The organism is Burkholderia sp. LMG 13014 (assembly GCF_905232215.1).
GTDB lineage: Bacteria > Pseudomonadota > Gammaproteobacteria > Burkholderiales > Burkholderiaceae > Burkholderia.
Window position 1 is genome coordinate 17,823 of the sequence record NZ_CAJNKE010000014.1, and the last position, 26,267, is coordinate 44,089.

A 26,267-nucleotide genomic window follows, 5' to 3' on the forward strand; every position below is an offset into this window, starting at 1 on the left:
TCGGGTAACATCGACGGCACAACAAGACCGAGGCTGGGGCGATGAAGAAGCACGAACCGATCTACAACGTGTACGCCTTTTTTGAGGCCGACGAACTTCGAACGGTGGGGATCAAGCAGTATTACCGGCAGGGAAATGACGCGAAGAAGATGGATTTTTTGCGGTCACGTGCAGAGGTCGATTTCGCGACGGTCGATCGGTTCCGGGTCGTCAACACGATGACGGCGATACAGTTCCAGGTGCGGCAACGGCTCGGGCAAGTGACCGAACTGTTTGAGCCGTTGTTCGCGGCCATCGGGGCCGGACCCATGCCGCTGTTTTGCATGACGTCGATCGTCGACGGCGTGCCGAAAACTGATGTCAGCGTGCCATTGGCGCCTCTCGACATGTCGAAACTGCCGGACGGTGTGGGGGAGCCAGGACGAATGGACGACTACCTGTTCAAGTATCGCAACGAAGAGCAGGGCACGTTCGACATGACTGGTCTGATCCATGACGACTATTTCAAGGCGATCCGGCTGCTGTACAACAACGGCCACTACATCTCGTGCTTGAAACTGCTGATGTCGTTTCTCGACACGGTGGCTTACGTCGAGTTCGGCGAGCGCGGCCGCGGTGAAACGTCCGTCTTCATCGACTGGCTGCGCACGTTCGCCGACCCGACCCCGGCCGGAGCTACGCCCGATGAGTTGTGGGAGTTGCGAAACAGCCTGCTCCACATGTCGAACCTGGAGTCTCGCAAGGTCGCCGCCGGGAAGGTCGCACGGCTCACCCCGTACGTCGGCGCCCAGCAATACCCGCCGAGCGACAACCCCATGATGAAGTACGTCAATACGTTCGGCCTGATCGAGGCGGTGGCCGCGGCGATCGCGCGGTGGATCACCTCGTACAATGATCACCCGGAGAAGATGCGCACGTTCGTTGAACGGTATGACCGGGTGGTGTCGGACGATCGCCAGGCATGCATCCCCATCCCACCGGCAGCCGGCGGCGCAGCGACCGCGGGCTGAACGCGTTTGTCGCTACAATCAGCAACAGACCCGCCAACACACAGACCACAAATGGCAACTCTGTCGTCGATCGAAAAACGAAAACTGGAACGCCTCCTCGGAATGGGCAGCGGTTACGTGCTCAACTTTTCCGATCGCACGTTTTCCATGTTCTTCGAAGAACACACGGGCCTCGACATCGACGATGCGAAGTACAGGATCAACCTGAGTTCCGGATCGAAGGCGAACCGGATGCGAGGTTTCTGGACCGTCGAGCCTGACCACCTCGTCGCCAAGGTGCTCGTCGCATTGATCGAGCACGCGAACGAATACGAGTGCCTTCCGGCGGATGCGGATACCGCGTTGCTCGACGACGTGGACAAGATCATCGGCCGGCTTCACCAAAACCCGTCGAGCCCGGTTCCCGAGATCGACGCGTTCACCGCCAGCGTCAACGACCTTGATTTCGAAGCCGCGGCGAAGCACATCCGCACCGCGATCGAGCAGAACGAGCCGGCGACGGCGCTGGATCGGCTGCATGTGTTCGCCATGAAGTTTTTGCGGACGCACTGCGAACACCGCGGCATCGAGGTCAACCGGGACAAACCGTTGCACAGCCTAATGGGCGAGTATGTCAAAGCAATACGAGCCGCTGGCCTGATCGAGTCGGACATGACCGACCGCATCCTGCGCAGCAGCATCAGCGTCCTGGAAGCGTTCAACGACGTGCGCAACAACAAGAGTCTTGCGCACGACAACCCCATCCTGAATCATTCGGAGGCGTTGCTCATCTTCAGCCACATCGGCGCTTCGATCCGGTTCATCCGTGCGCTCGAAGGACGGGCAAAAGCCCATTCACCTTGATCAGGTGGCAAAGCGCGAGCGTGGCTGGGGCAAGGACCGTTACAATGTCGCAAACGTCGCAGGCGACGCCGCCCGGTTACGGGCAAGACGCCGGAAAGGGGATCGGGGTCGGTGGACATCGGAAAACAAAAAGAGCAGTTCAACAAGGCGTACGTGCGAGCAATCGCCGCACAAGCGGGCTTCAATCCGTCGGAACTCGACGTGGACGACGACAGTGTTGACCTGGAACTTACGGGGCGGGGCTTTAAAGGCCCGGTTCGCAACCCCAAGGTCCAGTTCCAACTCAAATGCACGTCACGTGACCTCGTGACCGGCGAGGTGATCCGCTTTCCGTTGTCGCGCAAGAACTACGACGACTTGCGCGGCAACGATGTCATCTGTCCACGTTACCTGGCCGTACTGCTTGTGTCCGACGAGCCAGCGCACTGGGTCCAACATCATCAAGACCACATAAGCATGCATAACGCATGCTTCTACGTGTCACTGCGCGATCTGCCGGACACTGCAAACAGCACGACGGTGACGATTGACGTTCCGTTGAACCAACGCCTGACCACCGAGGCATTGACGCACCTGATGACCCTGGCGAGCAATCGAGGGAGCGCGCTATGAGCCGCGACGACTTGCTCAAACGTCTGGCCGACATCACGCCCGATCAACTGGCCGCTTACCTCGATCTGCGTGGCTGGCGAAAAGACGCGGACCTCGGGGCGATGGCGTCGGTGTGGCACCGACCGGAACCCCAACAGGAAGACGCCGAAGTTTTGCTGCCGTCGCTGCAACAGCGGGCGAAGGATTTTGGTCGGCGGCTGGTCGACGCCGTAACGGCGATCGCCGACTTCGAGGGGCGGCCGGTCCTCGACATCGTTCGCGACGTTGCTGGATATTTTTCGGATCGCATCCGCGTTCGGGTGTTCCACTTCGACGTTGAAGGCGGCACGATCCCGCTCGACGATGGCGTGTTGCTGAACCAGCGGGCGCGCGACCTCATGGAAGCCGCCGCACTTGCGTCCACGTCGAAACGGCGTCAGTTCACGGGGCGCAAGTCCGACGAGATGAACGAATACCTACGTTCGCTGCGCTTGGGTCAGACGGAAATCGGTAGTTACGTCGTCAACATCATCGCGCCGGTACCGGTCCAGCAAACGTCGCAACTGGGTTTGCCATCCGTGCCGACGACGCACCTGGTGACCGCCACCCTATCATCGGGGCTGCGTGCGCTCGACAATGCGATCGGTACGATCGCGAGCGGCGGAAACACCATCGTGCTCGACGAAGCCGTAAACAATGGAGCAAGCGCAAACCTGTGCGATGCACTCGTGGGTTTGAGCGGCGCAGACCAGAAACGCGGCTTCGAGGTGACGATCACACCAGCCAGCAGCGGCCTGGAGCCGAGTTCGCCGATCAACTTCGTGTTCGACAGGGACAAGGTGGAACGCGTCGCGGAGGCCGCGGCCTACTACAAACGCGAAGACTATACGTTGTACGACCGGACAATCACCGGTTCCGTCGAAAAACTGGACAGGCCGCTGGCCGATGAGAGCGGAACGATCACGATCGCGGTGACGTTGAACGGTCAGCCGAAAAACGTTTCTGTTGAACTCGACAAAGACGAGTACCAACAAGCCGTCTTCGCGCACGGCGAAAAAACGTTGGTCCAATGCCATGGCGATGTCCGCGTCATGTCGCGGGGAGCGCGTCTGGTCAACCCGCGCAACTTCAAGGTCATCAAAAACGGCGACCTTCTGTAAGGGCGGACGCTCCGACCGCCCCAGGTGCGTTGGCCGTGACTACGCCTCTGCTTTCTCCTTCCGCGTGCGCTTCGGCTTTGCTGATGGAAGCAGGCTTGTCAACTTACCGTAAAGAACAAACAGAAACGCAACACGACCTGCATCGGATTTGTCGCCTTTGAATCCGTATGCGGCATCGACCGCCCGGTCATTGGCAACATGCGCTTTCCGAAGTTCCGGCGGCATGGTCCGCGGATCATAGAGATCGGCCAGTGACGAACCGGGGAAAAGCGAACGCGCGTCGAGAATAGCTTGGGCGGTGGACTCCAGCGCTTTTCGTTGCGCTTCCGTCGGTTCCGGCCACGGATAGTTGTTGAATACGATCTTAATGGAATATTGAAAGTCGCTCTTCAGTCGTCCCGTTACGGTGCGCACCCAAGCCATATGCATGGTCGAATGCAACACTGCAAAATGATAGGGCGTCGCGTCGGGCATCAGCCGCACCTTGTTGCTCGCCAACGTCGGCGGTTGCAAGTACCCCAGCGGAATGAAATCGCGGCGATACGACGAGACTTCAGGGATCACCAAAAACGGCTTTTCGGGCATGAACTCGACGTGAAAGCGGGTCGGCGTCTCGGCTAACTTCTGCGTCGGAGCGCTATCGCTCGCGAGGCGGCTCTTGCGCACGGCCTCGACGCGCTTCATACATTCCGGCAGCGCGCGCAGTTCGTTTGGCTTTAGATTGCCCAGCCACAGGCACCAACGGCTCAGATCGTTGATGAACTCGACCGAACCATACCACCGGCGAAACAGAGGAGCAGCACTCGGTTCAAGTTGGATGAACGCAGCCTTTTCGTCGTCGGTGAACAGGTAATGCCCACCGTCGATTGGCTTGTTCCCGATGCCGATTTCTGGCACAGGGCAGATCGGCGTGCGCCGATTGGGCAACAAGTAGTCGGGCGCGTCGACCAGGTAAGGGTTGATGCGTTTGGCAGCAATGACGTGCGCGTTCTCAGCCTTGATGTCGCCGGTGTAGTCGTAAATCGTGCAGTGGTCCGGGACCCTGAGACCAAAGCCGATGATGACGCAATGGACCGCGGCGATCCCCTTACCTTCGTTGCTCCATTGAAACGTTCGGTGCGCGAAGCGGATCTGGACACCGCCTTGCAGCAACGGCCCCCACAGCACCGACACTTGCTCGCCCTGCGTGATCGAGTTGGTCGACACGAACGCCACGTCGATCGACGGGTTTTGCTGGATGTATGCCAATGCCTTCACGTACCAGGCGGCCACGTAGTCAAGCAAACCGCCGTTCTTGATCTTTGCAAAAACCACACGGGCATCTTCCCGTTGAGCATCGTTGAGGTATTTCGCGCCGATGAACGGGGGGTTGCCCATCACGTAAGAGCATTGCGCAGGCGGTAGGATCGACGCCCAATCGAAGCGGAGGGCGTTTTCCTGGTGGACGTGCGGTGTGTCAACCAAAGGAACCGTTGGACGCGTGTTGCCAAAGCGTTCCGCTGATTCTAGGTTCATTTGGTGGTCGGTGATCCACAACGCGACGCGAGCGATGTGTGCCGCTGCATCGTCGATTTCCAAACCGTAGAACTGACTGACGCGCACCCGGCAGAGCGTGGACACGTCCAGCAAACCGGGGCCTTGCCCAAAATCAACGAACAACGCCGCGATGACATCGTTTTCCAAGCGTCGCAGTTCCCGGTACGCGATTACCAGGAAGTTGCCACAGCCGCATGCTGGATCGAAGAAGGTGAGGCTCGACAACTTGTCGTACAGCGCTTGCAATCGCGGCTTGCTCTTTCGTGCCTTCTCGAACTCGGCACGTAGATCGTCCATGAACAACGGGTTGATGACCCGCAAGATATTACGTTCCGAGGTGTAGTGGGCGCCAAGTTCCCTGCGACTGGCCTGGCGCGTCTCGTCCGGTGTGTGCACCTCGAGTACACCTTGAAACATTGCTCCAAAGATCGCCGGGCTGATCCCACTCCAGTCCAGTTCCGCGCACTTCACCAGCAGGGTTCGCATGTCCGCATCAAACGAAGGGATGCGTGTGCGCTCGGAAAACAACGACCCGTTGATGTAGGCGAACGCGGCCAGACGTTCGTCCAGGTTCGACGACCGATCGCTGTCCGACGTGTCGAGTACGTCGAACAGGCTTGCCAGGCTTTGCCCGGTGTCACGTCCGTCGGGCCTAGTGGTTTCGACGTACCGTCGAAAGAGCCCGTCTAGTCCGAAGATCCCGGTGTCGTCTGCGAAGAGGCAGAATAGGAGTCGCGTGAGAAACACTTCCAGATCGCGCCCGCGGAAGTTCGCCTGCAACAGCGCCTCGTGCAACTTCGAGACGGCGTACGCCGCCTTCCGGTTGATCGGCGACTCCTCCAGGATCTCCGGCGACGCATCCTTCTCGACCAGGAACCGGAACCAGCCGGCGTGTTTTGGAAGGTCCGCGAGTTTGCATTCGACTTGGGTGTCAGTTTTCAGGTCGTACAACCTGAACCGGGCAAAATCCGACACGATGATGTATCGCGGGCGTTCGCCTTCCGACAGGGCCGTGAAATAGTCGGACGCCTGGGTGAACGCCGAGTTTAGATCCTTGCCTTTGCTCTTGTGCTCGACGATCAACAACCCGGGGATGAACGAGTCGATGAAGCCCCGCGTGCCATCGAGTTTGTCCACCGCCTTTTCGTAGATCGTCGCCGACTCCGGGCGGATGCCGAAGCACTCGTAAAACCGTGCCCAAAACAACTTTGCGTCGGCGTTCTCGCGTTCCGCCTGTTTCCATTGCTTTGCGAAGGCCTGCAAATGGGCACGGATTTCCGGGAACGAGATGGTTGTCATGGCGCTGGCATCGTATGAAGGAACGGGGCGATTGTATCCGGGAAGGCCATCCGAAGGCTCGATCAGGGTGGTTGCCCCGATCGATTGCCCGCAAACGGTTAATGGCATCGCCCTGCGCCAAGCCGGCGTCGACCGTCATGTCCGCGCTCGACGCCGGGTTCGATCACACCGAGTCGAACAGATCGCCGAAATCGGGTTCGCCGTAACGTAGCGCCGGGTCGCTATGCTTTGGCGACGGCACATGACGCAGCACAGTCCAGCGCCGCACGCGGTGCGGTTGAACCGGCCCGTGCTCGAACGCGAAGAACCGGCGACGATACACCGGCTCGCGGGCGTTGTTGGGCAGCACGACGTGGACGTGCGGATGCTCCGGCTCCGGCGTGCGCGGCACCAACGAGGCCAACGGTGCGTTCCACATCGCGTCGATTTCAGCCCGGAAGTCATCGACGGCCTGCTCGACGCTCGGCGCAACGGTCGTTGCGGCCGTTGCGTTCGCGTGCAGCGTTTCGTCGACGATCGAACGGATGGAGTCCGGCAGGAGGGCCTTGATGGCGTCATCGCCCGCATCGCGGGCCACGTTGAACAGCACGCGGCAATCGAACGCGATCCGACTTGCCAGGGCACGTGCCTGCGTCCGTTTCTTCGTTCGCAGCGAACGCAAGACGGCCGCAGGCATTCCCGGCTCCCGGAGGTCGGCCGGGATGGCGATGTTGAACGCGAAAACGCCGGAGGCGGTTGTGGTGAGGTAGGTGGGTCGTTTGGTGCGGATGACGATCACGATGAGGCTCCAAAAAAAGTCCGTGGGGTCACGGGCTCGAACGTTGAACAACAGGAAGAGTCAGGCAGGGGCGCGCGCTGCGCGCATGTACGTCTTCAGGAACACCAGGCGTTCACGGTCGGGCAGATCGAGCCAGGCCAGCAACGCAGCGCCCAGGTGGTCGCTCACGAGCGCCGTGGCCGTCGCGCGCTCGGGGCCGGTGAGGCCCGCGCTTTGCGCGACCCATGCGGCGTGCGCCGGCACCAGAGCCTGCACGTTTTCATACACCGCGCGCACCAGCGACGTACCGACCAGCCGTCGGGTGGCCTGCCGGCGAGCGCGCGATGCGCGCGAGCGGACGGTGCTCGGGTTCGTCATGGCGTGACCTCATCGACGTTCGACAACTCGGACAAACTGTTGAAGTCGAAATCAGGTGCGCCGGCCGCGTCGACGCCAGGCGACGCGGGCGGCAACGTGAAGCCGTCCGGTACCGTTGCGGCGTTGGTCGACGCTGCAGCACGTCGCGCGTTTTCCGCGTTCATGTAAGCCTCGACATGGGCCGCCTGTTCGTCGGCATCGCGTTCACCGAACGCGATGATCGACGCGGCCACCCAGTCGGTGAACGTCGAGCGACCAACGGGCGCATCACCGAACCGCTTGCGATGGTCTTGCCACGCCGATTTGGCGCGGTCGTACATGCCGACTTCAAAACTGAACCCCGTGAAGCGCCGGGTCTCGCGCCACTTCGCCCGGTTTGTCCGGCGTCGCGCGGTGTCAGCGCTGGGGTTTTTGTGGGCAGGTCGGACCATAACGTTGTTTCTCCAAAAAACAAAAGCCCGTCGAACAGCACGGGCTTGAACGTGGAGGCGCATGCGACGACCGGCGCCTGGGTGTACGTACGATTAACTCCAGCGTCGGACAAACACAAGGGGAGGCCACCGTTTTTCTTCGACCGTGCGTTGACGGCAAAACACTGCACGGTTCACCGGCCCCCGTTGGGGTCCGGTCTACCGTTTGCGTTTTGCCTCTTGTCGACGCATCGGCCGTCGTGGGAACCGCTTGGCTCTTCCCATCGGCGAAACGGCTGACGGTTTTGCGGCGGACCATGCAGCGGTGCGACGAATCCAGGCCATTCTCCCCATCGTCCCGCCAAGGTCTCGCCCGTTCGCCCCACCATCGACCGATTTGCTGCTTGCAACGGGACAGCAGTTTGTCCGCGATGCATGGTCGAAAACAGCCCCAACATCGACGGACCTGGGGCACGACGAAGGCAGGACAAACAGCGGGGAAAAAGCAGGGTTTGGCAATGGACAAACAGCGGGGCAATGCGAAGGACAAACAGCGGACAAACAGCGGGGCTCAACGTCGGACAAACAGCAGGGCACGAAGCAGGACAAACAGCAATACGAGAAGCAGGACAAACAGCACACCATCGACCACCAACAACCCAGCAGCACAACGAGACAAACAGTGAAGCGGTGAGGCAGGACAAACAGTAAAAGCAACACCAACACCCACGTCAACAGCAAGACAAACACCAACGTCAACAGCAGCACCCTCAACGTCAACAGCAAGACAAACAGCAACGTCAAAAGCGGGACAAACAGCGTGGTGGGCGTTTTTCAAACGGTATCTGTGTGGGTTGCGTTCCCCTCTCTTCTCTCGGGGGACGACCACAACACACGCATTGCATCTTCGATGCGTCCTCCCCTGGCCGCTTCGCGGCCCTTTCGCCTTGCTGCGCAAGGCTCTTACCGTAGCCGCTACGCGGCCACCGTTGGGAAGGCCGCAGCCTTGCCCAGTAAGCGTTGGACCGTAGCCGCGCTTTGACGGAAAAACGGTCGCCGCGCGCACCGCTGGACAAACGCCAGGTACCTGGTAGTACTTAAGGAGCCCGTCATCGCCCACCATCGCAGGAGTTCCACCATGGCAATGCCTTCGCTTCACGTTCGACTGAAACCCACGACCGACCGCCGCTTGAAAGACGCTGCCGAGGCGCAAAACACGACCCAGGGTGAACTCGCCCGGCGCGCGATCGACGCTTACCTGAACGGCGCGGACATCGCCGCCCTGATCGCCGAGCAACGACTGGCGACGGACGCGCAGATCGACGCGATGGAAGCCCGTCTGGTCGAGCGGTTCGAGGACCATCTGAAGGCGCTCGCGAACGCGTTCACGGCCATCCACCTGACCGTCGACCAGGCCGGTAACCCGATCGCCGGGCACATCGACGACCTGCCGCCGGACGCGGCATTGCAGGCCGCGTAAAACGGCCAAAAACGGCGACAGCAAAAACCGACGACTCCGCGCGAGTCGTGCCCGACGCCGAGACGACTATCCGGGCGTTGAGTTTTCCAGCAGCAGCGGCCACACCAGCAGCACCGCCCCGTTCCATCGAGCCGCCCGCAGCAATGCGGGCTTCCGGGTACAAGGAGCCACGGTGGCTCCGACTTCATCGGAGGCCGTCATGGCTCAACGCGACGACGACGGTAACAACACGCTCCGGCTGTTCATGCAGAAGCAGCCGGCCAACACCAGCGCATCGCAAAAAGTTTCCTACGTCGGCCGAGGCATCGCCGAAGGAACGGCGGTGTTCATCATCTCGTTCATCCTGCTGTTCACGTTCGTCCTGCTGTTCGCGCCCATCGGTGCCGAGCGCGTGGGTAACGTTGATTTCTGGAGCAGCGCGATCGGCAGCGTCGCGCACAAGGTTTTGCCCAGCCATCCGTTCGCCGAGGCAGCGGACCGGTTCAGCAGCCTGTTTGAGTACAGCCTGCTCGACATGGCCTGGCGTCTCGCGCTGGCCCTCCTGCCGTCCGCGGCCTTGGGTTGGTTCGTGTATCGCGACACGGCGACGCCGCGCGACAGCCAGGTGCACGTGGAAGGCGGGCGGTTCTACACCGGCAAGGAAGCGTTGCAACAACTGACGAGCGACACCGCGGCACCACCTCCCGCGAAAGGCAAGAAGGCAGCAACGGGTCTGATGAAGATTCACCCGGACGTTCCGCCGCTGCTGCGCGACGTGTGGGTGCGGCACCAGTTGATCGTCGGCGCGTCGGGCGCGGGCAAGACCATGATCTTGCTGCACTGGCTGTTCCAGATGTACAAAGCGCAGGTTACGTTGCCCGACGGCACCACCGGGCCGTACGGTCATAAGTTCGCCGCGGTCGACCAGAAGGGCGATTTTTCTCGGCTGTTCTGCAAGTTCGAGGACGGTGTGAGCGTCGGTGCCGCGCTGATCGACCCGTGGTCGGCGTTGTCGGACGTGTGGGACATCGCGCGGGAGTTGGCCCGCGAAGATGCCGTGGATGTGTTTTGCGCCACCATGTGGCCGACCAACCCGAACTCCTCGCAGCCGTTTTTCACCGATGCGGCCCAGATGATCGGCTACGCCGTCGTCGAGACGCTGCGCGTCGAGCGGCGGCAACGCAAGATCGGACGTTGGGGCTGGACGGAACTCTCCGAGCGCACCGGCCTGCCGCAGCCCGGCCTCGTCGCCCTGTTCAAGCCCTACGCGGCCAACGAGGACGGCAGCCCGAACCCGAACTACAACGCGGCCATCAACAAGGCGTACAACATCGTCATCGACCCGAACCCCGGCACGATGTCGGTGCTGTCGACGCTGATGAACGGCGCAAAACTGATCGACAACCTGGCGAAGGCCTGGCCGACGACGATCCCCAACGACAAGCGCCGCAAGATCGCGTTGTGCGACTGGGTGAAGGACGACTACACCGGGCCGCGGCAGATGGTCATTCGAGGCAAGCCGGACATGCCGCTGACGGAAAAGTACATCGCCGCCATGTTCAACGTGCTGGCCCCGCTGCTGCTCGACCTGCGTGAGAACCGCCACCGGCTCATCGGCGTGATCGTGGACGAACTGGCCGCGGTGAACCGGCTGAACATCATGGGCTTGCTCGACAAGGGGCGGTCCAAAGGCATCATGTTCACCGCCTGCTACCAGGACATCAACCAGATCAAGTTGAAATACTCGCCCGAGGAGGCCAGCACGATGTGGTCGCTCGTGGGCACCCGGATCGTCACGCGCACCTCGTCCGGGGACACTGCGAACAAACTGTCGGAATGGTTCGGCAAACGCGTGGTCAACAAAATGAACACGTCCGTCACCGCCAACGGGCAGGGCGCGGGCCAGCCGAACGTGACGAACTCGTACCACGAAGAAGCCACCTTGCTCGTTCGGCCAAGCCAGATCAGCGACGACAAGCGGATGGGCGCGCGCAGCGACAACACCGAGTACGGGTTTTCGGTCTCCGGTCTGCTGACGTTTGGCGGTTCCGTCTACAAACTCTGGTGGCCCGGGTTCAACGTGGACTCGCTGGTGCAATGCGAAACCGACGTGCCGGCCGATTGGACCAAGCCGATGGACGAGCCCGAGGAGCAGACCAAACTGGAGACCCAGACGACGGCACCGGCCGCCGACGCCGAGGCGAAACAGGGCGGCCACGAGGTGCAGGCAGCGGATGAGCCGGACATCGACGTCGAAGACCCGATGCCGCCGGACGAGGAGCCGACCGCGCCCACCGTCGTCGCGCTGGTCGACGAACCGGGCGAGCCCGAGGCACCCGCCGAGCCGGAACCCGCCGTGAAGCCGGCCAAGGATAAAGCCAAAGCAGTCCAGCCAGGCGAGTCCGGCGACATCGACGAGGACGTGCTGGACGACATGATCAAAGAGATCGGCGAAGAAGAGGCGGCCGACCACATCGCCGACGCGCTCGACGTTCCAGGGGCCGGTGCGTTGCTGGCTGCCGTGAAGGTCGTGGACATGTACCACGACTCGAAAAAGCCAACGACGAAGAACGGAAAGGCCGGCGCCACGGCGGCCAAGCCGACCGTTCCGCTGTTCCACTGATCCCCATCACGGGCGTACCTCTATAGAGGTACGCCCGTTTGACATCGGCCAGCCGTACGAGACACTGGTTCGAGGCGTTAGTGCCAACGCCAACCCATCCCACCCGCGAGGCCATCATGGTCAAAAGCACCCCTCTCAACTCCAAAGGCTACGGCAAGAAGGGCGCCAACATCCTTCAGTACCTGAAAAACACCGAGTATTACCAGAACAAGAACGGTGACATGGAAGCCCCCACGCGTTGGATCGGCGGCGGCCCCGAAGCGCTGGGCCTGGCGGGCGTGGTCGACCACAACGCGCTCGACCTGATGGCCGCCGGGCGCGGCCCGAACGGCGAGGCGCTGGTGCAGAACCCGGGCGCGGACCGGAACATCGGCTACGACGTGACGTTCAGCCCAGGCAAAACGTTTTCGGTCGCATGGGCGCGGGCCAACCCCGACGAGCGCGACCGCCTGCTGGCCGCCCACCGTTCCGCGGTGGACCTGTCGCTGCAATATTTGAAGGAGAACCTCGACGTGCGCGCGGGCGCCGGTGGCACCGAGCGCATCGGGTGCTCCGAACTGTTCGCGGCCGGGTTCACGCACTTCACGAACCGCAACCTCGACCCACAGGTTCATGAGCACGTGCTGCTGTTCAACCTGGTGCGCGGTGAGGACGGCAAGACCCGTGCGCTGAACACCCGCGACCTTCAGCAGCACGTGTACGTCATGGACCAGATCCACAAAGCGGCGCTGGCCCATTCCCTGACGGAGATGGGCTACGCGGTGAACCGCGAGGTCGAACTGCACGAGCACACCGGGCGCGAAACCGGACACGTCCGGTACGAAATCGACGGCATCAGCCGCGAGGTGGTGCTGGCCGAGTCGAGCCGTCGCGTCGAACTGGTGAAGTACGCCGAGGAGCACGGCGTGTCCAAAGACCAGGCCACCCTGGCGACCCGCAAATCGAAAGATGAGCCCACGTTCGCAGAACTCGACCCCATGTGGTCTCGATCCTTCGCCCCGTTCGTCGAGAGCGGCGCCCTGCCCAGCAACGAACAGTTGAAGCAGCGCCCGCAGCAAAACCTGGCGATGCGCGACGACAAGGTCTTGCTCGAAAAACTTCACAAGACCGAGGCGAACGTCACCCGGCGTGATGTCGTCGCATTGATCGCGGCCGAGGCCGGCCCGGCGTTCGGTCACGACCTGCAAAAACTCGACCGCCTGGTTGACGACTTCATGCAGCGCAACGACTTCGTGCAGAAGCCCGAGAACAGCCGCGGTCAGATCATGTACACCAGCCGGTGGGCCATCGAGACGGAGCGCAGTCTGGTCGCCAGCGACCAGGCGTTGCGCGCGAACACCGCGCACAACCTGTCGCCCGAACTGGTGCAGCGGGCGGCCGACGCGTTCGAGAAGCGCAAGACCGAGGAACGTTTGCAGAAGGCGCTCGACGACCTCGCCGCCGCCAAGGTCGCAGCGGCCGAAGCCAGCCCCGACCAGCAGGCGAAGGCCGCGGCCAAGGTCGCGAAGGCCGAGGCCAAGGTGGACGACGCGCGCACTGCACCGCCCGTGAAACTGACGGACGAGCAGCGGCGCAACATCGACTACGCCGCGATGCAGACCGGCGGCGTTGCCAACCTGGTGGGCCGGGCCGGCACCGGCAAGACGTTCACCGCGCAGGTGTTCGTCGACGCGTACCGCGCGGCCGGCTACGACGTGCTGGGCGTGTCCGGCGGCTGGAAGGCCACCAACAAACTGGCGGCCGAGGTCGAGGGCCTGGAAGCCCAAGCCTTGGCGCCGATGCTCGCACGCCTGGACGCTGGGTCGCTGAAACTGACGAGCAAAACACTGGTCGTGCTGGACGAGGCCGGCATGGTCGGTGTGTCCGATCGCGCGAAACTCGAACGGTACGTCGCCGAGGCCGGCGGGAAGATCGTCGCGGCCGGCGACGGGCGCCAGTTGAAGTCGCCCACGGCGGGTGACTCGTTCCGCGTGTCGATCGACGTGGTGGGCTGTTCGGAAATGACGGACGTGCGCCGGCAGCGCAGCGCCGAGCACCGCCAGACCGTGGCGATGCTGTACGCCGCGGACAACGGCCGCGAACTGTTCAGCCGGATGCAGGACCACGGCCACATCGTCGAGGTCGAGGTGCCGGAGGCGATGAAGGACACGGGCGAGGACCGCCAGGCCATCTACGAGCGCATCGCCCGCGACTGGGGCGAGAGCACCGAGCCCGAGCGCAACCGCATGGTCATCGCCACGCGCAACGAGGACGTGCGCGGTCTGAACGACGCCATCCGGGCCGTGAAGCGCGAAAAGGGCCTGCTCACCGGCCCGGACGTGCCCATGCACATCGTCCCGAAAGCCAGCGAGACCGGCGCCACGGTACAGAAGGGGTTCGCCGTCGGCGATCGCATTCAGTTTCTGGACAAGCACGACGACGAGACCAAGGCGCAGAAGGCGCTCAAGGCCTTGCGCGGCAACATCATCCGCGCGAAGCAGGGCCACGAGGTGGTCGACCGCATGAGCGGCCAGCCCGTCACGCTCGCCGATTTGCAGGCCCGTTTGCCCGAGGCCGAGCGCAAAGCACGCACCGCCCACCTGGGCGTGGTGAACGGCACGAACGCGATCATCGACCGCATCGAAGACCTGGGCAACGGCCACAACCGCATCCACGCCACGATCCTCGACGACGTGCAGAAAGACGCGAAGGGCCGCCAGCAGGACGGCCGGCGCGTGTCGTGGAGCACGGCGGACCTGAACGCGTTCGACCACGCCAGCGCGATCACGAACCACGGCGGGCAGGGGCAGGGCGAGGAGGACGTGTTCGTGATGACGAGCACGACCGACGAGAACGACGCCATCCTCGTGCAGTTCACCCGTGAAAAAAAGATGGTGAGGTTTTACGGGACCGACGACGATTTCAAGCACTTCCCTGAAGCCCTGGAAGCGTTGACCGTGAAGGGCAACGCCACCGACGACCTGCCCGCGCACATGCGCACCGAGCACGAGCAGGCCATGTTCGAGCGGGCCGCGGCCAAGGCCGCCGAAGGGCGTCAGGTGCTGGCCGAGTCCGCCCGCGACCAGTTCAAGAGCATGGGCCTGGATGCGGCGACGACCGCGCACGATCGCCGCGCCGATGCGGTGGCCGCCATGGCGGTCGAGCACGTCACCCACCTGCGTGAACACCCGGACCGCCCGCCGGTCACGGCGGCGGTGAACCCGCGGGACGTGCCCGCGCTCAACGAGGCGATCCGGGCGCAACTGCGCGCCGACGGTCTTCTGACGGGCGACGACGTGACCTTGACCGTGGCCCGGGGCGGCGATTTCAACCCGACCGGCTTCCGGCCCGAGCCGGACGCTCGCCCGGTGAAAAACGACGACGGCGACCGGTATTACCGCGGCACGCTCGTCGAAACCGGGACGGCCCTTGTCGATCCCGCGGACCCGACCAGCAAATCGCCGTACGCGCTCATCCGCTCCCGCGACGGCCACAAACACCTTGTGTTCGGCGTTGACGTGCCGCGGGCGATCGAGCGCGACGGCCTCACCCCTGGTGACACCATCGAACTGAAAAAAGGCGGTCAGCAGGACGTGGAAATCCAGGATCGCAAAACGGGCGAGACTAAGATCGTCCAGCGCAACGGCTGGGAAGCGGTGCGGCACGACTTCACGGCGCACGAGCAGCAACAGCGCGAGGCGCACACCGAGGCGGTGCAGCGACAACGCGACGAGGCCGAGAAGCCGACCAGCACGGTCGACATGAAACTGGCCGTGGGCGACGTGGTGACGTTTGGCAGCCGGGGCGCCGCGATGTACCACGGCATCACGGACCCGTCCGCCCGTCTGACGATCACCGCCGTGGACGGCACCGACCCGGCCAACCCGAAGGCTACGGCGCGGTGGAACGGGCAGGACTTCACGTTGACGAACGGCGACCAGATCGAACACGCCCACGCCGTGCCGGTGTGGAAAGCCGCCCGCGACGCGAAAACGCAGGACGGCCCGGTGCCGTTCGTACAGATCATGGCAAGCGAGTCCGACCGGATCGACCCGCAGGCGTTGCGCGACGTGCAGGCGGGTGCTGAAACGCTGCACGTGCACGGCACCGGCAAATCGTTCAAGGCCACCGCCCACGCGCACACGGAGCACCAGGCCCAGCGCGCTCAAACCGTCGAGCGCACCGGCGAGGCCGTGCGTTCGATCAACGCGAACGCCACCGCCACCATCGCCGAAAAGCCGGAGGCCGCCGTGAAAGAACTGGCCCAGGCATGGGTCGCCAGCGACACGCCCGAGCGTGAGCGCCGGGCCGTGGGCGCCACGCCGCACGACGTGAGCCGCCTGACCGACGCGATCCGCACCTCGAAGCGCGAGGCCGGCCAGTTGCACGGCGAAGACCACGCGATCCGCGTGCGGGCCGGCACCACCAGCGTCGAGATGCAGGTGGCCGCGGGCGACCGCATGGTGCTGCGCACCGACAAAAACCTGTCGCTCGCATTGCCGGTGAAACTTGAGGAGCCGATGGCGGCCACGTTGCGCCTGAACACGGTGGGCGTTGGCGCGGACGGCGTGCTGCGCGCGACGGCCACGGTCGAAAGCAACAACGAGCGCGACCGCCGGCACACCGTGACGCTGGACGAGGACCACCTGAAACGGTTCCGGCACGGCTACGCGACGACGCACAAAAACGCCGTGGCCGATCCCCGGCCGCACGTGTTCGCCCTATTGGGCGAGCGCGACGCACCGGCCCGGGTGATCGGAGCGCTGGAACCCGCCGGCCAGGCCCAGGTGTTCACCACGCCGAAGGCCGCCGACCGGCTGGCCGGGCACGTTCAGACGAGCGCCCGTGAGGCCGAGCGCGCGGTGCAAAACGCCGCACAGACCGCCGAGCGCGCGGCGGCCGGGCGTGAAGCGATCCGGGCGGCGATGGAGAAACGGCAGGCGGCCGAGGCCGCGAAGGCCGAAGCCCAGCGCAAGGCCGAGGAGCAGGCCCGGCAGCAACGGGAAGCGGAGGCGAAACGGCAGCGGGAGTCCGACGAGAAGAAAAAGGCGTTGGAGCGGGAGGCGGCCAAACGCCTGGTGCCGCAGCAGGGCCGCGGGCGCGGGGCGATCACCATGTAAAACGACAACGGGGCCGCAAGGCCCCGTGTCTGTGTCGTTGTAGCAACGTGTTCACGGCGAATGCCGGCGGCCCGGCGACCGGGGCAACGGATTGTCGTCGACCTTCACAGAGTCCGCAGCGGCGAGCAGTTCCGCGCGCTCCGCAGCAACCTTGGCCTGACGGCCCGCGGCCAGGCGCTGGGTCAGGTACCCGTCGAGCGTGAGCACCACCGCACGATCGTCGTCGGTCAGGGCATCGCCCAGCGTCAACGACTTGAAGAAATCCACCGGCACGCCCTCGCGCAGCAGGAACGGCCACGTGTCGTCGAGCGTGCCACGGTCCAGGAAATCGCTGAACGTCAGCAGCGCGGACGAGCCCAGCGCGATGCGCATTTCCAGCATGTTGCTGAACTCGGGCGTGTTGATCATGAAATCCCGTACGGCGCCCAGCCGGTAACGCACCGCACCACGTTCGCCGAACGGCTTGGACCACTTCGGGCCTGTGCCGGCTTTGCGGTCGTCTTCGAGTTGTTCGACCGACCGACCGCCCAGCAGCAACCCGACCTGCTGGGGCGTGATCCACAACGCATCGGGCAGCGATGCCCGGTCTTCAATCCGCTCCAGGATGAGCAGGTCCATCGGGCTCAATGCGTTCGTTTTTGCCACGGTCCAGCCCGTTCGTTTTCAATGATCGTATGGTAACGCAGGAGGGAGCCAAGGGAGCCACGGCGGGGAATCGCGGGGAAATACGGGGAGCAGCAGGGAGCCAAGGGGGAGCCAAGACCGAAATCTCCCCGGTCCAGGCGTTGCAACCGGCGTGCCCGGCATCGGATCAAAACCGTCGTGAAACGATGGGGCGGACCCGGCGCAAAGCCTTGCTGGGCAAGGCGGAGCCGGAAATGCAAAAGGCCCGGAGAACCGGGCCTTTTTGGAAAATCTTTTGGTGGGGCGTGACAGATTCGAACTGTCGACCTACGGATTAAGAGTCCGCTGCTCTACCAACTGAGCTAACGCCCCCAACAGAGGAAAGATTATGCCTGGGTAATTCGGGTCTTGCAAGCCCTTTCTGCAAATTTCCCAAAATATTTCGTCACGACTACGGCAGCTGTCGGCCCGATAACGAGCGATCGCAGTTTCCGCGCTCCCGGTATGATGACGCCACCGTGTTGCGCGGCGGTCGCGCAACGCTTTCTGGGCTTTCGAAGATGGACGAAAACGCAGTCCGCGAATTGCTGGATCGCCTGCTGGCCCCCTGGGTCCGCTCGCTTGGTCTGGTCCCCGTGTCGATCGGCGACGACAGCGTCACGCTGCGCCTGCCGTTTTCCGGCGAATTCCGCCATTCGGGCGGTGTGATCTGCGGCCAGGTGTTTACGGCAGCCGCCGACACCGCGATGGTGGTCGCGATCTCGGCCGCGCTCGGCGAGTTCCGGCCGATGACGACCGTGTCGTTGAACACGAACTTCATGCGTCCCGTGCGCAAGGGTGACGTGCTCGTCACCGCGCGCGTGCTGCGGATGGGCCGCAATCTCGTATTCGGCGAAGTCGAGCTGTTCGACGAGGACGGCAAGATGGCGGTCCACGCGACGTCGACCTACGCGCTCGTCAGCTGAGCGGCGCGATGTTCGACCAGATCGTCTTCGCGGGCGGCGGCAATCGCTGCTGGTGGCAGGCCGGCTTCTGGGACGTCGCCCAGCCGGCGCTCGGCTTGCGCCCGCGCGTGATCACCGGCATCTCGGCCGGCGCGGCGACCGCGTGCATGTTGTATACGCGCGATGCCGCATGGGTGATGCGCTATTACGAAGAGGCGCTGCGCCACAACCGGAAGAACGCGTACTGGGGCAACCTGTTCGGGCGCGAGCCCGTGTTTCCGCATTACCGGATTTACCGTCAGGCGCTGCTCGACATCTACGGCGAGCCGTTCGCGAAGCTTGCCGCGGCGCCGGAGATCCGCATCGGCGTGTCGCACGTGCCGCGCTGGCTCGGCGCGCGCAGCGCAGTCGCCGCCGGCCTCGTCGCGTACAACATCGAGAAGTACGTGCGCAAGACGCTGCACCCGACACTCGGGCGCACGCTCGGCTTTCGGCCGGAATTCGTGCGCGCGCAGGCCTGCACGCGAGTCGACGAACTCGCCGACCTGATCCTGCAGTCGTCCTGCACACCGCCGTTCACGCCGGTGCTGCGCCGCGGCGGCCGGCCCGTGCTCGATGGCGGGATGGTCGACAACGTGCCGGTCGACGCGCTCGACCCGACGCCGGGCGACGTGCTGGTGCTCGTCACGCGGTTGTATCCGCGCCCGCAGATGTTCACGGTCGCGCATGGCGAGCAGCGGCGGCTGTACGTCCAGCCGTCGAGCAAGGTGCCGATTTCGAGTTGGGATTACACGAGCCCGTCGCAGATGCGGCATGCGTACGACCTCGGGCGGCGCGACGGCGAGCATTTCCTCACGCGCGTCGACGCGATGACGGGCGGCCGCGTGGCCGCCTGATGGCGGGAATCGTAGAAGCGGGCCGCGCGGCGTGCGCAACCCGTGCGGTCAGCGCTTGCGGATCGGCGTCAGCGCTTCCGGGTTCGCGACGCTCGACATGTCGCCGTCGTCGAACGCGAGGATGTTCCGGAACGCAGCACTGAAATACAGCTCGTAGCTTTCGCGCTCGACATAGCCGATGTGCGGCGTGCAGATCACGTTTTCCATGCGCAGCAGGCTGTAGCCTTGCAGGATCGGCTCGCTCTCGAACACGTCGATCGCGACCATCCCCGGGCGGTTGTGCGACAGCGCGTTGACCAGCGCATTTTCCTCGAGCAGTTCGGCGCGGCTCGTGTTGACGAGCAGCGACGTCGGCTTCATCCGCATCAGGTCTTCCTGCTTCACGATCCCGCGCGTGTCGTCATGCATGCGCAGGTGCAGCGACAGCACGTCGCTCTGCTCGAACAGCGCTTCGCGGCTTTCGGCGGCCGTATAGCCGTCGGCGCGCGCGGCCTCGAGCGAATGCTCGCGGCCCCAGATCAGCACGTTCATCCCGAACGCCTTGCCGTAGCCGGCGACGAGCCGGCCGATCTTGCCGTAGCCCCAGATGCCGAGCGTCTGGCCGCGCAGCACCTGGCCGAGGCCGAAGTTCGGCGGCATCGCCGACGTCTTCAGGCCCGACTGCTGCCACGCACCCTGCTTCAGGTTCGCGACGTACTGCGGAATGCGGCGCTGGGCGGCCATCACGAGCGCCCACGTCAGTTCGGCGGGGGCAACCGGCGAGCCCGTGCCTTCGAGCACCGCGATGCCGCGGTCGGTACAGGCTTCGAGATCGATGTGGCTCGACACGCGGCCGGTCTGGCTGATCATGCGCAGGTTCGGCAGCTTGGCGAGCAGTTGCGACGAAATCGGGGTCCGTTCGCGAATCAGCACGAGCGCCTCGACTTCCGCCAGACGGCTGGCGAGCTGTCCCAATCCGCGCACCGTATTGTTGAAGACCTTCACGTCGTGGTCGGCAAGCATCTCGAAGCAGTTCAGCTTGCGGACGGCGTCCTGGTAGTCGTCGAGGATGGCAATTTTCATGGTGAGCGGGTGTCGCGCGTTGAAAGCGGCGGCGGCGGCGGCGCACGTCGCGCACCCGTCCCGCCCGGCCGGGGCCGACATGATGCTACGTCGGCCGCCTCCATGGTGTCTTTTTAACAGGTTGTTACGCTCCGCCGCAATTGGCGGCAGCCTGACCCGGCGCCGCTTGCGAGACGGGTGGAAGGGTGCGCTGTTGTGTCGCATCAAATACGTCCTTCCTGATTCGGCCACTTACTCGACGAGGTTCACCCAATTGTTGCTCCAATCAGAATAATTGGATCAACTATCCGCAGAAGGCGAGGATTTTTGACTATTTTTATCGTCAACCGGGGCCTTGTTGAGCAACTCTGCATCATTTCCGCTGTCGTAGGAGAATTACGCATTTGCTTCATCTTTTTGAAGTTGTAACAGCGGCAGGAGTCGTTTATGGATCATTTGCAGTCGATGCGCGTGTTCGTCAAGGTTGCAGATCTCGGCAGTTTTGCGCGGGCCGCGAGTGCAATGGATATCTCCAACGCGGTCGCGACGCGTCACGTCGCCGATCTGGAAGGCCGGCTCGGCACGCGTTTGCTGAACCGCACCACGCGCAGCCTTTCCCTGACGGAGTCAGGCCAGGTCTATCTGGAGCGTGCCCGGCAGATCCTCGATGAGCTCGAGGACGTCGAGCAGATGGTCGTCGCGCGCAATCACGAGCCGGTCGGCACGCTGCGCATCGTCGCGCCGGTCGTGTTCGGCCTGCATAACCTCGCGCCCGTGTTGCAGTCGTACACGGAGAATTTCCCGAAAGTGGTGCCGGATCTCACGCTGGTCGACCGGCAGGTCGATCTCGTCGAGGAAGGCTTCGACGTCGGCATCGTCGTCACGCGCCAGATGCGCAGCGCGAGCATCGTCACGCGGCGCCTGACCACCGGCTGCATGACCGTGTGCGCGACGCCGAGCTATCTGGAGAAGCACGGCGTGCCGACCCATCCGGAGCATCTCGCCGAGCACCCGAGCCTGAGCCTGCCGACCGAATACTGGGGCGACGAGCGCGTGTTCACGGGGCCGGACGGCGAAGTGCGCGTGCGCCCGACCAACGTGATCGTCGCGAACAACACCGCAATGCTGCGCCAGTTCGCGCTGCTCGGGATGGGTGTCGCGATCCTGCCGAGCTACCTGATCGGCAGCGACATCGCGCGCGGCGCGCTCGTGCGGCTGCTGCCGGAGTTCCGGCTGCCGCAGGTCGAAATCAACATCGCTTACCCGAGCCGGCGCCATCTGCCCGCGAAGGTACGCACGTTCATCGACCACCTCGTCGAGCATTTCAGCCACTCGACCGACGCGATGATGGGCGAGCAGTGGGCCGCGCAGAGCTCTGCGCTCGCGCCGATCGGTGTCGAGACGCGTGCCGAGCAGCCGGAATCGGCCGACCCGAACCTGTCGCCGCGCCTGCCGCGTTCGTCGCGCACGCGCGTCGCGGTGCCGTCGCCGCTGTAATGGCGCGACGGCCTGGCGGCGGTTGCCGCCGGCACAAAGAAAAAACGCGGATCGAGTGATCGATCCGCGTTTTTTTATGGCTGCCTGCCGGAGCCGGATGCGCCGGGGGAAGCCCCGGCGGCCCGGTCGTTACGAGCCGGTCTTGCGCGCCGTCGTTTTGCGGGCGGCCGTCTTGGTCGCGGTCTTGGCGGCGGTCTTGCGAGCCGGTGCCGGTTTCTCTTCGGCGCCTTCCGTCACGGTTTCGGCATCCTTCGTCGCCGATTTTGCCGTCTTCTTCGCGGCGGCGGCCTTCGGCTCCTTCTTCTCGAACTCGAAGCCGATCTTGCCGTCCGGCTGCTTCACGAGGAATGCCTTGAAGTTGCGGCCCGTGCGCGACGACTTGAAGTTCGGCAGCAGATCCGTGCGGCCGTCGGCCAGCAGCTTGCCCATCTGCTCGCGCGTGATCTCCTGCTGCAGGATCACCTTGCCCGAGCGGAAGTCGCAAGTCTTCGGGTTGGCCACCGAGTGCTCGCACACGTAGCTCATCCCGTGCTCGAACACGCGGCCCTTGCACTTCGGGCACGCGCCGACCGGCTCCTGCGCGGAGAAGTCGGGCGCTTCGCCTTCCTCGCCACCCGTGTCCTGGCCGAAATCGAACTCGAGCTTGTAGTTCTTCGTCTCGTCGTCGAAGGACAGCTTGAGGATCGCCGAGAACGGGCGGCCCATCTTGCTACGGAAGCCGGACAGCGGGCCGATCGTCTTCTCGCGCAGCAGTTCCTCGACTTCCGGGATCTCGAACTGCCGGCTGCCCGGGATCTTCGAGATCGAGAACTCGCACTTCGTGCACGCGAAACGGCGATAGTTTTCCTTCACCTGGCCGCCGCAGTTCGGGCAAGGCGTCTCGAGCGTCGCGTAATCGCCGGGGATCGTGTCGGAATCGTATTCCTTCGCGCGCTTGACGATCTGCTGCGTCATGCGGGCGATTTCCTGCATGAACGCTTCGCGCCCGAGGTTGCCGCGCTCCATCTGCGACAGCTTGTATTCCCATTCGCCGGTGAGCTCGGGTGCGGTGAGTTCCTTCACGCCGAGCCCGCGCAGCAGCGTCATCAGCTGGAATGCCTTCGCGGTCGGGATCAGCTCGCGGCCTTCGCGCACGAGGTATTTCTCGCCGAGCAGGCCTTCGATGATCGCCGCGCGCGTGGCCGGCGTGCCGAGGCCCTTCGCGGCCATCGCCTCGCGCAGTTCGTCGTCCTCGACGAGCTTGCCCGCGCCTTCCATCGCTGACAGCAGCGTTGCTTCCGAGTAGCGTGCGGGCGGCTTCGTGACGAGCGCGACGGCGGCGATTTCGTCCGTCTTCACCTTCTCGTCCTTCTGCACCGGCACGAGGTTCGCATCCGCGCCTTCGGCGTCGCGGCCGTACACCTGCAGCCAGCCCGGCTCGACCAGCACCTTGCCTTCGGTCTTGAAGTGATGGCCGGCGACTTCGGTGATCCGCGTCGTGACGCGGAATTCGGCGGCCGGGAAGAACACGGCGAGGAAGCGTTTCACGACCATGTCGTACAGCTTCTGCTCCGGCTCGGACAGCGACTTCGGCGCCTGCAGCGTCGGGATGATTGCAAAGTGGTCGCTGATCTTCGAGTTGTCGAAGATCCGCTTGTTCGGCTTCACCCAGCCCTTGTCGAGCACCTGCTTCGCGTGCGGCAGGTAGTTGTTGCTCTCCTTGAGCATCTCGAGCGTGGACTCGACCGTCGACAGGTAGTCTTCCGGCAGCGCGCGCGCGTCGGTACGCGGGTAGGTCAGTACCTTGTGTTTTTCATACAGCGCCTGCGCGAGGCCGAGCGTGTTCTTCGCGGAGAAGCCGAAGCGGCTGTTCGCTTCGCGCTGCAGGCTCGTCAGGTCGAACAGCAGCGGCGACAGTTGCGTCGACGGCTTCGATTCCTCCGAGACCGTGCCGACGTGGTCGCGGCACGCGGCGACGATCGTTTCGGCAGCCGGCAGGCTCCACAGACGGGAGTCGCGCCTTTCCGGATCGAATTCGTCGCGCTTGAATTTCGGGTCGTACCACTTGGCTTCGTAGAAGCCGCCCGCGCACGCGAATTCGGCCTTCACTTCCCAGTAGTCGCGCGGGATGAAGCGGCGGATTTTCTCTTCGCGTTCGACGACGATCGACAACGTTGGCGTCTGAACGCGGCCGACTGTCGTCAGGAAGAAGCCGCCACCCTTGCTGTTGAACGCGGTCATCGCGCGGGTGCCGTTGATCCCGACGAGCCAGTCGGCTTCCGAGCGGCAGCGTGCGGCGTCGGCGAGCGGCAGCATGTCCGCGTCGCTGCGCAGGTTCGCGAAGCCGTCGCGGATCGCCTGCGGGGTCATCGATTGCAGCCACAGGCGCTGGACCGGCTGCTTCGCCTTCGCGTGCTGCGCGATCAGGCGGAAAATCAGCTCGCCCTCGCGCCCCGCGTCGCATGCGTTGATCAGGCGGTCGACGTCCTTGCGCTTCAACAGCTTGGTGAGCACCTTGAGGCGCGACTCGCTTTTTGCGATCGGGTTCAGGTCGAAATGCGGGGGGATGACGGGCAGATGCGCGAAGCTCCATTTCCCGCGCTTGACCTCGTACTCTTCCGGGGCGGCGATTTCCAGCAGGTGGCCGACAGCGGACGAAAGGACGAAATCGTCGCTTTCGTAATACTCGTCATGCTTGGTAAAGCCGCCCAAAGCGCGTGCGATGTCGTTCGCGACAGAAGGCTTTTCCGCAATGATCAGTGCTTTGGACATGACAGGTGTGTGTTGGTAGACCGGGTTCGCCGGTTGTGGGTCCCTTTTACGACCGCTTTATAGCACACGCCGCAGCGATGGCGGCTCAGCGTGCAAAAAGCGGCTCATCATAGAGGGGGGCCGCAACGGCGGCAAGCGCCCGGCGCGGCGGGGCGCGCAAATGCGCGCAAAACCACCGGGCCGGCTCGCGAATTCAGGCTTCGACGGTCAGGACGTTGCGCAATTTCGGTGCGTGCGGCGCACCGGGTACCGCGCTCAGGTCGGACAGCATTCGCTCGACGATCGCCGCATGCGGCAGCACCGTGCCGAAGAAGCGGGCGGTGTGGGTATCTTCGATCAGGATCGTCGGGAAGTTCTCGACGTCGAGATCGTCGAGCTGGTCGGCATGCGTTTCGATGTCGATCCAGGCGAAGCAGGCTTCCGGATGCGCGTCGGCGAGCTGGTCGAAGGCCGTCCGGTAGTCGCGGCACGTGCCGCACCACTCGGCGCACAGGCAGGCGACGAGCAACGTGCCGGGATCGGCGAGGCGCTCGGCGATCCGATCCGCATCGGTGTCGAGATTCAGCGCGGGCATGGGTTTCCTTGGGTATCGTTGGCGGCCTGGCCGCCCCTATGCGGGGGAATGTAGCACGCCGTGCACGGGCGGGGTGCGCGCGGCGTCAAGCCGCGCGAAGCGTCCGCCGGGGAGGCTGGCGACGCGGCCGGACAGTTCCAGCGCAAGCAGCGCGCGATGCAGGACGTCGTCGGGCAGGCCGCTGTGCTCGGCGAGCCATTCGTAGGTGACGGGGCCGTATCCCAATGCGGCAAGCACGGCCTGTTCGGATGGGGTACCGGGCAGCGGTGGTGCTGGCGACGGGGCTTCGTCCCGGGCTGGTGCGGTGGCCGGAGCGGCGGCGTCAGTTTGTGTGGCGCGGGCGGCAGCGCTTTGAATGGCGGCTTCGGTTTCGCGAATATCGCCGGTGCCTGCGCCCGGATGCCCGGAGCACGCCGCACCGCCTGCCACGCCAGCTTTCGATTCGCCCAGCCCGTATTCCTCGAGCACGTCGAGCGGCGCCGCCGTCAGCTTCGCGCCGTCGCGGATCAGTGCGTGGCAGCCCTGCGCGAGCGGCGCATGGATCGAGCCCGGTATCGCGAACACATCGCGCCCCAGTTCGTTCGCGAGCCGCGCGGTGATCAGCGAGCCGGAGCGCGGGGCGGCCTCGACGACGAGCGCGCCGATCGCGAGCGCGGCGATCAGCCGGTTGCGCTGCGGGAAGTGTGCAGCGCGGGCGGGTGTGCCGAGCGGCCATTCCGACACGATCGCGCCGCGTGCGGCGATCTCGTGGGCGAGCGCGCGGTGCCGCGCCGGA

Annotated in this window: 20 protein-coding genes and 1 tRNA gene; 11 read left to right on the top strand and 10 right to left on the bottom strand. The window is 64.2% G+C overall.

Annotated features, from left to right (window positions below; translation table 11 throughout):
• Positions 1-41: 41 nt before the first annotated feature.
• From JYJ84_RS03810 to JYJ84_RS03825, 4 genes are all read left to right on the top strand, one after another.
• Positions 42-1,010, top strand: coding sequence for a hypothetical protein (locus JYJ84_RS03810; protein ID WP_205182970.1), 969 nt, complete (start codon positions 42-44; stop codon positions 1,008-1,010).
• Between the two features lie 51 nt (positions 1,011-1,061).
• Positions 1,062-1,853, top strand: coding sequence for an abortive infection family protein (locus tag JYJ84_RS03815; RefSeq protein ID WP_205182973.1), 792 nt, complete (start codon positions 1,062-1,064; stop codon positions 1,851-1,853).
• A gap of 111 nt (positions 1,854-1,964) precedes the next feature.
• The gene (locus JYJ84_RS03820) at positions 1,965-2,465 is read left to right on the top strand and encodes a DUF4365 domain-containing protein (RefSeq protein ID WP_205182976.1); all 501 of its coding nucleotides are present in this window, start codon (positions 1,965-1,967) and stop codon (positions 2,463-2,465) included.
• Positions 2,462-3,604 carry a hypothetical protein gene (locus tag JYJ84_RS03825; protein WP_205182979.1) on the top strand — a complete coding sequence of 381 codons (1,143 nt, stop codon included), beginning with the start codon at positions 2,462-2,464 and terminating at the stop codon, positions 3,602-3,604. Before JYJ84_RS03820 ends, JYJ84_RS03825 begins: the two co-directional genes overlap by 4 nt.
• A gap of 39 nt (positions 3,605-3,643) precedes the next feature.
• Here the strand turns inward: JYJ84_RS03825 and JYJ84_RS03830 are convergent, their stop codons facing one another.
• From JYJ84_RS03830 to JYJ84_RS03845, 4 genes are all read right to left on the bottom strand, one after another.
• The gene (locus JYJ84_RS03830; protein WP_205182982.1) at positions 3,644-6,439 is read right to left on the bottom strand and encodes a DNA methyltransferase; all 2,796 of its coding nucleotides are present in this window, start codon (positions 6,437-6,439) and stop codon (positions 3,644-3,646) included.
• 163 nt (positions 6,440-6,602) lie between these two features.
• Positions 6,603-7,217, bottom strand: a complete 615-nt coding sequence (locus JYJ84_RS03835; protein ID WP_205182985.1) for a DUF6538 domain-containing protein — start codon at positions 7,215-7,217, stop codon at positions 6,603-6,605.
• A gap of 60 nt (positions 7,218-7,277) precedes the next feature.
• Complete coding sequence (locus JYJ84_RS03840) at positions 7,278-7,574, bottom strand: hypothetical protein (RefSeq protein ID WP_205182988.1); 297 nt, start codon at positions 7,572-7,574, stop codon at positions 7,278-7,280.
• Complete coding sequence (locus JYJ84_RS03845) at positions 7,571-8,068, bottom strand: hypothetical protein (protein ID WP_205182991.1); 498 nt, start codon at positions 8,066-8,068, stop codon at positions 7,571-7,573. The genes JYJ84_RS03840 and JYJ84_RS03845 overlap by 4 nt, the downstream gene beginning before the upstream one ends.
• 187 nt (positions 8,069-8,255) lie before the next feature.
• Between JYJ84_RS03845 and JYJ84_RS03850 the strand changes: the two genes are divergently transcribed.
• The 4 genes from JYJ84_RS03850 (at position 8,256) to mobF (ending at position 17,165) form a co-directional block, all read left to right on the top strand.
• Positions 8,256-8,678 (top strand): hypothetical protein, encoded by a 423-nt coding sequence (locus JYJ84_RS03850; RefSeq protein WP_205182993.1) that lies wholly within the window; start codon positions 8,256-8,258, stop codon positions 8,676-8,678.
• Positions 8,679-9,122: 444 nt separating this feature from the next.
• Positions 9,123-9,464 carry a hypothetical protein gene (locus tag JYJ84_RS03855; RefSeq protein ID WP_205182996.1) on the top strand — a complete coding sequence of 114 codons (342 nt, stop codon included), beginning with the start codon at positions 9,123-9,125 and terminating at the stop codon, positions 9,462-9,464.
• Positions 9,465-9,663: 199 nt separating this feature from the next.
• A complete protein-coding gene (locus JYJ84_RS03860; protein ID WP_205183015.1) occupies positions 9,664-12,066 on the top strand; it encodes a type IV secretion system DNA-binding domain-containing protein in 2,403 nt (800 codons plus the stop codon).
• Positions 12,067-12,182: 116 nt separating this feature from the next.
• A complete protein-coding gene (mobF, locus tag JYJ84_RS03865; protein ID WP_205183032.1) occupies positions 12,183-17,165 on the top strand; it encodes a MobF family relaxase in 4,983 nt (1,660 codons plus the stop codon).
• Positions 17,166-17,216: 51 nt separating this feature from the next.
• On the opposite strand, the gene JYJ84_RS03870 is transcribed toward mobF, so the two are convergent.
• Both JYJ84_RS03870 and JYJ84_RS03875 read right to left on the bottom strand, forming a co-directional pair.
• The gene (locus JYJ84_RS03870; RefSeq protein WP_205183035.1) at positions 17,217-17,783 is read right to left on the bottom strand and encodes a hypothetical protein; all 567 of its coding nucleotides are present in this window, start codon (positions 17,781-17,783) and stop codon (positions 17,217-17,219) included.
• A gap of 302 nt (positions 17,784-18,085) precedes the next feature.
• A tRNA-Lys gene (locus JYJ84_RS03875) sits at positions 18,086-18,161 on the bottom strand.
• Between the two features lie 188 nt (positions 18,162-18,349).
• Here JYJ84_RS03875 and JYJ84_RS03880 point away from each other — a divergent pair.
• A complete protein-coding gene (locus JYJ84_RS03880) occupies positions 18,350-18,754 on the top strand; it encodes a PaaI family thioesterase (RefSeq protein WP_027785770.1) in 405 nt (134 codons plus the stop codon).
• Between the two features lie 8 nt (positions 18,755-18,762).
• Positions 18,763-19,629 carry a patatin-like phospholipase family protein gene (locus JYJ84_RS03885; protein WP_122946543.1) on the top strand — a complete coding sequence of 289 codons (867 nt, stop codon included), beginning with the start codon at positions 18,763-18,765 and terminating at the stop codon, positions 19,627-19,629.
• A 48-nt stretch (positions 19,630-19,677) separates the two neighbouring features.
• On the opposite strand, the gene JYJ84_RS03890 is transcribed toward JYJ84_RS03885, so the two are convergent.
• Positions 19,678-20,691, bottom strand: coding sequence for a D-2-hydroxyacid dehydrogenase family protein (locus JYJ84_RS03890; protein WP_043184746.1), 1,014 nt, complete (start codon positions 20,689-20,691; stop codon positions 19,678-19,680).
• A 426-nt stretch (positions 20,692-21,117) separates the two neighbouring features.
• On the opposite strand from JYJ84_RS03890, the gene JYJ84_RS03895 reads away from it, so the two are divergent.
• On the top strand, positions 21,118-22,167 hold the full coding sequence (locus JYJ84_RS03895) for a LysR family transcriptional regulator (protein ID WP_122946542.1): 1,050 nt from the start codon (positions 21,118-21,120) through the stop codon (positions 22,165-22,167).
• A 129-nt stretch (positions 22,168-22,296) separates the two neighbouring features.
• Here the strand turns inward: JYJ84_RS03895 and JYJ84_RS03900 are convergent, their stop codons facing one another.
• From JYJ84_RS03900 to JYJ84_RS03910, 3 genes are all read right to left on the bottom strand, one after another.
• The gene (locus tag JYJ84_RS03900; RefSeq protein WP_175222402.1) at positions 22,297-24,918 is read right to left on the bottom strand and encodes a DNA topoisomerase III; all 2,622 of its coding nucleotides are present in this window, start codon (positions 24,916-24,918) and stop codon (positions 22,297-22,299) included.
• A 193-nt stretch (positions 24,919-25,111) separates the two neighbouring features.
• On the bottom strand, positions 25,112-25,492 hold the full coding sequence (locus JYJ84_RS03905) for a thioredoxin family protein (protein ID WP_122946540.1): 381 nt from the start codon (positions 25,490-25,492) through the stop codon (positions 25,112-25,114).
• Between the two features lie 36 nt (positions 25,493-25,528).
• A partial coding sequence (locus JYJ84_RS03910) for a DNA-processing protein DprA (RefSeq protein WP_205189119.1) occupies positions 25,529-26,267 on the bottom strand: 739 nt, incomplete at its 5' end.